The organism is Nostoc sp. C052, assembly GCF_013393905.1.
Classification (GTDB): Bacteria; Cyanobacteriota; Cyanobacteriia; order Cyanobacteriales; family Nostocaceae; genus Nostoc.
On the sequence record NZ_CP040273.1, the window covers coordinates 530,077 to 541,557 of the forward strand.

An 11,481-nucleotide genomic window follows, 5' to 3' on the forward strand; every position below is an offset into this window, starting at 1 on the left:
AGTTGCACAATAATGCTATATTCTTGTGCGCCATTTAGATGAACTGGCTGACTTTACAAGTTTTAACCTACAAGTATTCAAACCTTATTTTAAATATGAAAGAGGTCTTTTGAAACTATATACTGTTCCGTTATCGGGTTTTAAAAGCGGTGTTATGTCTTATTTACTACTCATTTCAGTGCCAGTTAATGCACAGATTATACCAGATACAACACTACCTACCAATTCCCATGTTGAACATGAAGGTAATACCAACCGCATAGAAGGTGGTACTATAAAAGGGAGCAACTTGTTCCACAGTTTTGAACAATTTTCCGTGCTTACTGGAAATGAAGCTTACTTTAACAACAATATAAATATCCAAAACATTATTACTCGTATTACTGGGAAGTCTATTTCTAATATAGATGGCATTCTCAAAGCCAATGGCACGGCTAATTTGTTTCTGCTCAATCCCAATGGCATTGTTTTTGGTAATAATGCCAAATTAAATATTGGTGGTTCATTTCTAGCTACTACTGCAAATCAAATTAATTTTGCTGATGATACTAAATTTAGTACAAACAATCCCCAACCTAATCCTTTACTAACAGTAAGTGTGCCTATTGGACTGCAAATTAATAGCAATCCCGGTACAATTCGCATCCAAGGTACAGGTCACAATCTAATTGGCCCTCCTTTTTCTCCTCTGATCACAAGTAGTAACGCCGCAAATTTACAAGTGCAACCAGAAAGAACTTTAGCAATTGTTGGTGGCGATGTAATTTTAGAGGGAGGTGTAATAACAGCTAGGGGAGGGCGAATTGAATTGGGTAGCCTCAGCAATGGTTCAGTCAGTATTAATCCGACGACCTCTGGTTGGAAACTGGGCTATGAAAATGTACCTTATTTCCAAGATATTAACCTCTCAAAACGCGCTCTAGTTGATACTAGTGGCATTGGCAGTGGATCTATACAGATAGAGGGACGCAGAGTTACGCTTACAGATGGCTCAGTAATCTTAAATCAAAATCAAGGAACACTACCAGGAGGCACACTAAACGTGAATGCTTCGGAGTCTTTGTCAGTGAGTGGTAGCGATCCAATTGCTAGGACAGCTGGTGGTTTGCGGAGCGAAACTTTGGGATTTGGCAAAGCTGGAGACATTGCAATTTCAACCAAACAGGTAATTATTAAAAATGGAGGACAAATAAATAATTTAACCTTTGGTGCTGCAACAAGTGGCAATATAAATGTGAATGCCTCTGATTCTATACAATTGCTTGGGGTTTCGCCTTTTGACCCTGCTGTTTTTAGTACTATCAGCACTGCAACTTTCAATTCTGGAAACGCAAACAATATTACAGTGTCAACAGGACAATTCGTTGCCACGGATGGAGGTAACTTGTCCTCTTCAACCTTTGGAACTGGTAGAGGAGGAGATGTCACTGTAAGTGCAACTGACTCTCTAGAAATAATAGGAGCTTCACCAATAACCTTTCAGCCAAGTATTTTATCTTCCATATCGCTCAATGCTGGCAAAGCTGGCAGCCTAACAATCAGTACATCAAAGTTGATGGTTCAAGATGGCGGGAGGGTTGACGCTTCTACTTTAGCAAGTGGGGAGGGCGGTAGTGTTACGATTAACGCCTTTAAATCTGTAGAGGTAAGTGGTAAGATACTTGGTTTTGGAGAGCCTAGTTTGGTGATCTCCAGTGCTAATATCGTCTCTCCAATCTTGCAAAAGTTATACAGACTCCCTTCAGTGCCTTCTGGAAAATCTGGAAACGTGACGATTAATACTGGTCAGTTGAGTGTTACAGACGGTGCTGAAGTTAACGTGAGAAATGACGGTTCTAACGATGCTGGAACACTCAGAATCAATGCTGTTTCTGTTTCTTTAAACAAAAAAAGTGCCATTACAGCAACTACTGCTAACGGCGAAGGCGGTAATATTTTCGTGAATACACGGTATTTGCAGCTAAGTAATTACAGTATTGTAACGACGACCGCAGGTAGTAGAGGCAATGGCGGTAATATAAACATCAATGCAGATATATTAAGTGCTTGGGGGAAGAGCAGTATTGCTGCCAATGCTTTCTATGGGTATGGAGGAAATGTACTAATTAATACTAGAGGACTTTTTATTGCTCGTGACAGTCAAATTTCTGCAAGTTCTAAATACGGAATTAACGGCACTGTTAGCATTAACAATACTGGTGGTGAAATTTATCCTACTAAACTCAAATCAGAATCGATTCCAGTAGCTCCTCAAATAGCATCAGTTTGTCAAAAAAATTCAGATATGCCAATCAGTAAATTTGTGAATGTTGGCACCGGTGGACTGCCAGCTAATTCTGATGATATGCCATATATGAATTATGAACAGCAAAATAACTCTGTTTCAATCCACAATAATAATAACTTAGAGGCATCGAAGGCATCACAAACTGAAGAACCTATACAGATAATAGAAGCTCAGGGTTGGATAATAAATCTTGATGGGAATGTCGTCTTAACTGCACAAAACAATACAGCAACCCCTAATAGCTCATTATCTGCCTTGGCGTGTCGTTAAAATTTTTTTGTATAAGCAAGACTGGTAATGGAGCGAAAATGCTTAAATATTGGTATTGGTTCAAGTATTTATTGTTAGTCATTCTCGGCTTATTCATAGTTATTACCCAACCATCCTTTATATTAGCTCAGGAGGTAAATAAAGCAACACAACAACAAAAGCAGGCACAATTGTTGACTCAAAAAGGTTACGATCAATTGAATCAAGGTCAGGCAGCATCAGCCCTTGAAACTTGGCAAAAAGCCACAATAATTTACCGTCAACTAAACGATCAAAAGTTACTTACCAAAAGCTTAATCAATGAAAATATTGCTCTGCAAACTTTAGGTTTGTATCCTCGTGCATGTAATACGCTTTTGTCAGCTTTGAAGTTAAATGCAAATACTTCTCTTTGCGCCAATACGCCACAGCAACCTACTGAATATATGAAAAAGCTGCTGACGGCAGTCATCAATAAGCAAACTACTTCACCCCTAAATTTGCTCGGATTGCACAACTTAGGAGAAGTCTTGCGTCGGTTAGGCAAGCTTGATGAATCAAAAAAAGTTTTGTCAGAAATATTATCTGCTGCTAAGTTTATCCCTTCTATTGATACTAGTGGCATTCTGCTTTCATTAGGTATTACTAAACAGGATATTTACAAACAAGCACGGAATCAATATTCTGAAATAGAAGAACCCATTTCCCAGAAACAATTTGTCACTTTCATTCAACAATCGGTACTTGAGTCTCTCGATATTTATCAACAAGTGATTAGTACCTCAAATGCTCCAAAGGAAATAAAATTGCAAGCTCAATTACATCGCTTGAGCTTACTGGTAGACCTTGAGCAGTGGTTGGTAGTAGAGACCAATTCAAGTAATACAAAATTAGCCTCCCTCCGTACTAGAATCACTCAACAGATACAGCCATCTGTAGCTTTACTGTTGGAAAATAATTCCGTCTTTTCTCAACTACCAACCATCTATTCTGTTTATGCCAAGCTGAATTTCGCTAAAAGTCTAAATAAAATTCCAGGAGAACAGTTCCATTCCCTAGCTATTGAATATGCTGAATCTGCTTTAGAAAAGGCTAAAAGCACTAATAGTCAGAGATTACAGTCAGAGAGTTTTGGCACTTTAGGAAAGTTAAAACTAGAGCGGTCACAACCATATTTTGAACAGGCTTTGGGATTGGCTCAATCAGTTCAAGCATGGGATCTTGCCTATCAATGGCAGCATGAATTAGGAATTTTGTACAAGGAGCAGGGAAAATATAAAGAGGCTCTCCAAGCTTATAGTGCCGCAATTGAAAACGTGACTCAAGTTCGCAACAATCTTTTGTCAAATAATACAGATTTACAGTTCTCATTCAAAGAAAAAGTGGAGCCTTTGTATCGTGACTATATGCGATTGCTCCTAACAGATTATAATCCTAATTTGGAGCGCATAATTCAGACTAATGAAAGACTGCAAATAGCAAAGTTGGAAAATTATCTTCAATGTGGCAAGCTAAATCTTGTGGCTTTGAATGATTTGAAAAATTTAGATAGCATTCCTTCAGTAATTCACATTATTGATTTAGGCAATAGTATAGAGGTGGTTGTTCAGTCACCTGACAAATCCGTTCACCACCACTCTGTTGCTCCAAAGTTAGTGAAATTTCATGCAGATCATCTTTTACAAACTTTACAGGATCAGAATTTTGCTAATACTAAAATCCAGGTTATTCTTGATTATTCTCAAGCACTTTATAATTTGCTTATTGCACCTATAAAGAAATATTTGCCCCAAGATGGAACATTAGTGTTTACTTTAGATACATCTTTCCAAAGTTTACCTATGGGCTTGCTTCATGATGGAAAAGATTATTTACTGAAGCACTACAACATTGCTGAGACTTTGGGTTCTAAAGTTCGGCAGCCCAAACTTTTACTTAGAAAACAATTAAGAGCTTTAATTGCTGGACTCTCTAAATCTAGTCCCAGCTTCAAAGCCGCAAATGCTCCTTCATACCTGACAGAACTGCCATCTGTGGTAGAAGAAATAGCAAACGTCAAAGAGCAAACCAATTCTTCACTCTCGTTACTCAATGAAGAATTCACTTATAAGCGTTTTATAAAAGAAGTAAGTAGAGAGACTTTTCCGATTATTCACTTAACAACTCATGCTCAATTTAATTCGGTTCCTCAACTGACAATGTTTTTTAGCTGGGACAAGCCAATCAACTTATTAGAGTTTGACAGTTTACTCAAACAAAAAAATCAAATCAATGAAGATGCAATTGAGTTATTGGTTTTGAGTGGTTGTGAGACAGCTAAGGGAAATAAGCGCTCGGCATTAGGAATCGCTGGGATCGCAGCCCAAGGAGGAGCAAGGAGTACTGTCGCAACTTTATGGCGCGTAGATGATAAATCTACCGCTATGCTCATGAAAGAATTTTACAAGGAGTTGAAAGATGGTAAAACTAAAACAGAGGCACTAAGTCTTGCACAATTAAGTTTGTTATCAAATCCAGATTACTCCCACCCTTACTATTGGGCAGGTTTCCTCCTCATCGGTGGTTGGCTTTGAGATTTCATCAATTTTAGCCGTGACTGCACCTGAGCTAATTCATTAGAGTTGCCACTACTTTTCGCCAACCACTCTGCCATTTTATATTCACGAAAAGCTTCATCTAGTAACCATGCGTCCAAATAACGATCTCCTAGTACTCTAAACAGAGTCGGATTTTTACTACCTGCTGCCACTCTTGCTTTTAATGAATTAATTGTTTCATTTAAAAACCCTTTTGACATATATATAATATCTAGATCGAGAAAAGCAGCTTCGTCGGCAGATAAGCCTAATTTGTTAATTACATCCACCTCCTCTAAAACCTGTTTAACATCACTTTCAGGCAATACATGGACTACTAACTTTCCAGGAGAATTAATAGGAGAGTCACCTTTATTTGCAGTTACTGTAATTGTATACGCAGCACTGTACTCCAATTCTTTTCGTTTTTTTGGATAGGGCAGTATAGTATCTTTTACTTCTGCTTCCCAGTGAAATTCGTAACTAGTGATCTCTACTGTATAGCTGGTAGCATTCTTAACAGGATGCCAAGAAATTGTCGGTCGGGTATTTAAAAGTATATTTCCGTAGGGAGTAATCAGCTTTAGTGAATCTTGATCTTCACTTGGCCCTTTCATCTTCGGACAGGCATTCCGATTTAGAGGTGTACATTGCCGTCGTTCTGCTTGAACCTGTTGTGGCGTACATATACCTGAGACACCGAAAACAGCACCTTGCTGAAATTCTAAAACCTGGCGACTCGAATAGCACACAGCCTTAACCGTACTTCCATTAGCTGGGTTAATCTTATCTCCTAGACAAATCTCACTTCCGACTGCTAGATAGCGATCGCCTGAACTGATAATTCGACCAACTTCATTAATGCAGACACGCTTTGCTACTAGTTGGGGTTGAGCCAATGCGCCGCCAGAGTTTGATAGAAGCATTATTGATGCAATTGTTACCAATGGAACTCTAGAGACTTTTTTCCCTACTTCATTTGTTGAGTCCGGTGTGGCTAGATTGGGCATTGAAAATATTGTCTGGTTATCTTTAAGTTAGTAGCATAACGGGATTAGGGAACAAAAAAAAGCCTATGGTGAAGATTCCGGCACAATATCTCCCAATAACCGCTTTAATACTTGTTTTCTCCATTTCTGAACCTCTAACTGGTTAGACTCAGCAAGCAAGCAGACTTCCCAGGATATCCTGGCATGATTAATTTCATCCAAAACTTCATGCACTTGTGCTAGCAGGCAGTAAGCATCTGTTCTTTTGGAGTCTAATTTAATCGCTTGTTCTAAATATTCCTTCGCTTCACCATATTTGTTTTGCCCTAATTTCGCCCACCCTAAATTCTTGTACAAAGTAGCTTGTCTTTCAGGATCTTTAGTTTTTTGTAAGCCTTCTAGAGCTAAACTAACTGCTGCATTATAATCCCCAGTTATATTCTTTAATCTTGATAGATTATTAAGGGGTTGTGCGTCTTTATTGCTATTTTGTATAGCTAATTTATATTGGATTTCTGCTAATGCGTATTCGCCTCGATCATCGTAAAAACTTCCCAATCCGTAATGCCCTTCCCAAGCATTAGGTTTTAATTTAAACAGAGTTTCATAACTATCGTTAACGCACTTCTCATCACCTAAATCTTGACATACTAAAGCCAAGTTATTGTAAATTACTACATCTTTAGGATTAAATTTGATAGCGAGTCCATAGTATTTTTTAGCAATTTCAGGAGCTATTCCACGCCGATCAGCCTGCTCAAAATAGAACTTAGAGATTGAATAACTTAAATTAGGATTGTATTTGACTGCTGCTTCAAAGTCTTTTTCAGCATCTATAATACGATTTTCTTTATGTGATTTTTCACCTTGTTCCAAAAAAGAGGTTGCTACTATAAAATTTAACTTGTAATTCAAATTAACTGCTTTTTGAAAATAACTTTTTGCTTCCTCAAACCTATTTTCTTGTTGAGCTTTTTTTCCTTCATTTAGATAATAATTTGCTACTAAAGGTAGGGACGCATATATCAAACTAGCGATGCTTAAAAAACCTAATACGCCTACACCAACTCTAAATGACCTCGATTTAATTAGTCGATTAAGTTTTGATTTAAATGGTAAACGCTCCAAACGCTGCAAAATTACTCCTGTAGTTTGCGGGCGTTGCCCTGGCAAGGGAGCCATTAAATCTTCTATAAAATCAGCGAAAGGTCTGTCTATCTGTGAAGCCTTGTCTCGCCAAATTAAATTTCCTGTACTCTTATCTGTTGGCAGACGCATCAGTGACATACCACTAACTAAATGTACAAGGGTTCGCCCTAAAGCATAAAAATCTGATTGAGGTACTGCTTGTCCATTTATCTGCTCCAAAGGGGTATAACGAGGTGTGACAACAGCTGTAATTTCATATACTCCTCCCCTGCCTGCACTAGTTCCCCCACTTCCACTAACTTTCGCCAGGTAGGTGTCAGTTACTCGCCGTGCAGTACCAAAATCAACTAATGCCAGTTGACCATTTACCTGAAGAACTATATTAGAAGGTTTTATATCTCGATGAAAAAAATTAGAGCGGTGTACTGTATCAAGAATTTCAACTAACTGCTTAAGCCATTCTAATGCTAGAGATTGTGAAATTTTCCCATTAAATTCTATCCATTGCTCCAAGTTTTGTCCCTCAAATTTATCCATAACTAAGCAATGTAATGTTAGAAGACTATTGTTGGGAACAAAAGTAAAATAGTCATCTAAAGTACTGCGAGGAATTTTTGGGTGTCGAATTAGTTGTAAGGTGAGAGATTCCCGCTCAATTAACTCTACAAGCTTAGGTGTATTCCATTTTAGAACTTTCATGACTCGTTGTTCACGAACTGGATGCCACTTAGTACCAATGTCATCTACTTCAAAAACATCAAAGTAGTTGTATGGATTATCAGTAAGCGCTTTTAATGGTTTGACTAGACGGATACGGTTATTAATCAGTAGTGAAGTACCACACGATACACACTTTTCAACATTGTCTGGATTTCGACGCTGAGAGCATAGGGGATTGATACAGTAACTCACAAAACTTCCTCGCGCCTTCCTCTTCCGGGTTTAAAACATAAAGAGTTACCTAGTAAATATTTATTTTGTACATGTGTACTCATAATCGTCAGCTTTATGTAGTATTTAGTAGTCTGGTCAGCTAAGACTTAAACATTAGTTGCATAAACCCACATTTTTCATAAGTCCCACAATGGCTACGCTTGCCGCAGGCATCAGATTCATCGTAACCTCTACCCAAAATATCTTTCAGTCATTTCTGACAGCTAAAAATTTTAATCCAGTGTGAAACGCCTGAATCTGCGTTATGTAAGGCTTTGAGAAAACGAGTGATAAATCCGAGCTAAAGACCTCGGCAAGAAACTAAGGGTTGCTGACCTATTTGAAGGTCTAAGTGGTTTTATTAGAAAATATTATGATAAATGTGTAATGTAAACAATTATGAACAACGATCAAGTATCATAAAAGTGCAGTATATTTTTAGAGGTGCAGTATACTTTTTACTCGAGCTAGCTCTAATCTACAATAAAAAATCCTCATATATATTTAATACACCAACAAAAATTATAAAGATATGGATTTTAGTGCTGAATCAAGACTTAAGTCTACTAACGCTTCCTCTGTTCTTTCACAAGAACAGAAAGTTTTAGGGCAAAGATTTTCAGCAGATGTAACTTTTGAAGATGCCTTGGCTGTAGTAGACAACTTAGTGTTAACCGAAAGACGCAAACGCTTGTCTCCGCCTGAGATTCTTGTTATTAAAGCAGCTTGGGATGGAAAGGAGTATAAGGATGTAGCAAGCAATTCGACTTACAGTCTTAACTACTTGCAACGACGAGTAGCCTCTCCCCTGTGGAATATGCTTTCAACAACGATTGGAGATGGCGAACGAGTTGAAAAACAAAGCTTGCGGTATTTTTTAGAGAGAGTAACAAAAAAGTATCAGTTTCAAGATGCCATACATGAAGAACAAACATACTCTGCTAAGAATCGGATACAAGTGATTGGAAGTAAATCACCTGATGTGTCCAGTTTTTATGGTCGTGTACAAGAACTAATACATTTAAAAGAGTTAGCGATTAAGCAAAGATGCATATTGCTAGTAGGGGCAGCAGGAATTGGCAAAAGCGCATTAGCAGCAAAACTATTAGAAGAACTTAGTTTGGAGTGTCAACCTAGATTCGATTGTTTAATCTGGAAATCGGTGGCCCACGCACCATTAGTTCAAGACTTAGTAGGTGATTTGATAGAGTTAATCCAACCCACAGAAATATCTTCAAGCTTGCCTGAGCATACACAGTCCATGATTTCGATATTGATCAAGCAGTTGCAATCACGTCGCTGCTTGCTCGTATTGGATGCATCTGAAGCTTTATTTCAAACAAGTAACTTTCAGTATCGACGAGACTATGGATTATTTTTTCGTCGTTTAACAGAGGAGCTGTGTCAAAGCTGCGTAATCATAACTAGTCGAGTTTTTCCTGATGAAATTGAGAGTCTAATAGCAGCTGAATTACCTGTCGATTTTCTTAGAGTTGAAGGGTTAGAGGCAGACGCTGCGTTACAGCTTTTATCTAGCAAAGGATTAATAGATAAAGAAAAATGCAATGATTTAATCAAAACTTATAGAGGTAATCCTTCAGAATTAAAAGCAGTAATTAATCGCATTCATCACTTTTTTGGAGGTAGCACCGAAAAGTTTTTTGAAAACCCAACTACATTAGTTAGTGACCAGTTTCAAGAAATGCTGAATTATCTATTTAGTCAATTATTGAGCAAAATTCAGAAGCGAATTATGATTTATTTAACAGAGGAAGTAACTTTAAATTCACAATACGTTGGCTTTGCTAAACTATTAAATGACATGAATCGTGAACCGCAAACGTCAGTTTCAAAATTTGAGCTAATTAAGGCATTAGAGGTACTTGAAAAACACTCATTAATTGAAACTATTAAAGACCCTATTACAGAAGAAATCAGCTTTAATTTAGAACCAGTGGTAAAAAAGTATATTAAAACAGATCCACAAGGATGGGTATACACATCCAAAGCTTCATCCAATTTCCCAATCGCATCATAACAGAGGTATTCATGATTACAGGAAAACTAGAGATTACCGCAAAAATCAACGAACTCCCTCAACCCAAGATACTGGAGAATAGCTGGCAGCAATTTGATATTGACTGTGACGGACGAATCATATCAGTTACAAAACCCAAAGTTTGGAAGAAATTGACTGACACTGTTAGTAATTACCCCCAAATATATAGCAACAATCACTCTTCAACTCGGTCAGCAAACAGACAACAGCTTCGTATTGGATAAACCTAATGATATACAAAAAGTAAGTTTTTCAGCGCAAGCCTAAACCAGAAGTAACAGCCACGCCTGGTACTGCTTGAGCCAGGGTAATCACACCCTACACAGAAAGAGGTGCTACCAACCCTCGATTACCCCTAAAGCAATCCTTAGCAAATATGGAGGTCACAAGTAAAAATCAAAACGACACTAGATACCAGAAGACCAGAAGTTCTGTAAGATCAAAACGAACAACAAATGGAGGGAGATACACAACACCAAAAATTTAAAGGACAAAATGCCACTAAAGAGTAGGCGCTTTGTCCAAGGCTCAAAAAACCGAATAATTTCAGAGCGGGGTTATCTCAAAGCAACCAAAGCAGTGGTAGTTAAAGTTTGGCGACTTGTTTCCACTGACTGGTAAAAAGAGATTAAGTCCACGCTGCTTCTTGTATTATACGAGAAGCCGCACGAAACTCACCAGTTTCGTGTGGCAATTTTTGTTGTTGAAATTCATAAGTTTCTGTAAAGTTAAGTTTGATTAAGAAATATCCCGAATTTTGTAGCAAAAAATAGTAGCAGCGCGAATAACAGTTATCAGTTACCAGTTATCAATAAGGAGTAGACCTTTATTTGATAACTGTTAACTGTTGACTGATAACTGATACAACCCCCTCTGAGCTTGTCAACCAAGTTATCAGGGGATAAATATAGTGAAAAACAGAGAACGCCCCAAGAGCGCGGTGTTAGAGCGCATGGGGTCGAGTGCAGCTTTCGCACGGCAATTTTGTGCTGTGACGAAGGGAAATTTTCGGAATATTCAGGCTAATAGTCTGGCAAGTCAACTTTGCATGGTGGTTAGCAGAGGGGCAGAGGGGCTCTTGGGCAGAGGGGAAAGAACTTGTATAAGCCTCTCCTCTGCTCCCCTGCTCCCCTGCACAAGCGCCGACCTCCACCCAGTAATTTTGGGTTGGCGAACTGCTAGAGCAAGAGTTTCGCAGCTTGAAAGAGTTCTCTCTAAGGAATTCCGAGGGGAGAACCG

The 11,481-nt window shown here is 38.3% G+C and carries 6 protein-coding genes; 4 read left to right on the plus strand and 2 right to left on the minus strand.

Annotation, left to right across the window (positions count from 1 at the left end; genetic code table 11):
* Window positions 1-154: 154 nt before the first annotated feature.
* Window positions 155-2,557, plus strand: a complete 2,403-nt coding sequence (locus FD723_RS34680) for a filamentous hemagglutinin N-terminal domain-containing protein (RefSeq protein ID WP_179069754.1) — start codon at window positions 155-157, stop codon at window positions 2,555-2,557.
* A gap of 38 nt (window positions 2,558-2,595) precedes the next feature.
* The gene (locus FD723_RS34685; protein ID WP_179069755.1) at window positions 2,596-5,109 is read left to right on the plus strand and encodes a CHAT domain-containing protein; all 2,514 of its coding nucleotides are present in this window, start codon (window positions 2,596-2,598) and stop codon (window positions 5,107-5,109) included.
* Here the strand turns inward: FD723_RS34685 and FD723_RS34690 are convergent.
* Together FD723_RS34690 and FD723_RS34695 are read right to left on the minus strand one after the other, a co-directional pair.
* Window positions 5,070-6,038: a hypothetical protein gene (locus tag FD723_RS34690; protein WP_179069756.1), complete on the minus strand. Its 969-nt coding sequence runs from the start codon at window positions 6,036-6,038 to the stop codon at window positions 5,070-5,072. The genes FD723_RS34685 and FD723_RS34690 overlap by 40 nt on opposite strands.
* A gap of 147 nt (window positions 6,039-6,185) precedes the next feature.
* Entirely contained in the window at window positions 6,186-8,162 is a 1,977-nt protein-coding gene (locus tag FD723_RS34695) for a serine/threonine-protein kinase (protein ID WP_179069757.1), read from the minus strand.
* 553 nt (window positions 8,163-8,715) lie between these two features.
* On the opposite strand from FD723_RS34695, the gene FD723_RS34700 reads away from it, so the two are divergent.
* Together FD723_RS34700 and FD723_RS34705 are read left to right on the plus strand one after the other, a co-directional pair.
* A complete protein-coding gene (locus FD723_RS34700; RefSeq protein ID WP_179069758.1) occupies window positions 8,716-10,221 on the plus strand; it encodes an NACHT domain-containing protein in 1,506 nt (501 codons plus the stop codon).
* Between the two features lie 11 nt (window positions 10,222-10,232).
* Window positions 10,233-10,466, plus strand: a complete 234-nt coding sequence (locus FD723_RS34705; protein ID WP_256875264.1) for a hypothetical protein — start codon at window positions 10,233-10,235, stop codon at window positions 10,464-10,466.
* Window positions 10,467-11,481 lie beyond the last annotated feature (1,015 nt).

What these genes read in the sequence shown, in the direction of transcription:
- FD723_RS34680 (WP_179069754.1), top strand. Translation starts at nt 155, where the DNA reads ATGTCTTATTTACTACTCATTTCAGTGCCAGTTAATGCACAGATTATA.
- FD723_RS34685 (WP_179069755.1), top strand. Translation starts at nt 2,596, where the DNA reads ATGCTTAAATATTGGTATTGGTTCAAGTATTTATTGTTAGTCATTCTC.
- FD723_RS34690 (WP_179069756.1), bottom strand. Translation starts at nt 6,038, where the DNA reads ATGCTTCTATCAAACTCTGGCGGCGCATTGGCTCAACCCCAACTAGTA.
- FD723_RS34700 (WP_179069758.1), top strand. Translation starts at nt 8,716, where the DNA reads ATGGATTTTAGTGCTGAATCAAGACTTAAGTCTACTAACGCTTCCTCT.
- FD723_RS34705 (WP_256875264.1), top strand. Translation starts at nt 10,233, where the DNA reads ATGATTACAGGAAAACTAGAGATTACCGCAAAAATCAACGAACTCCCT.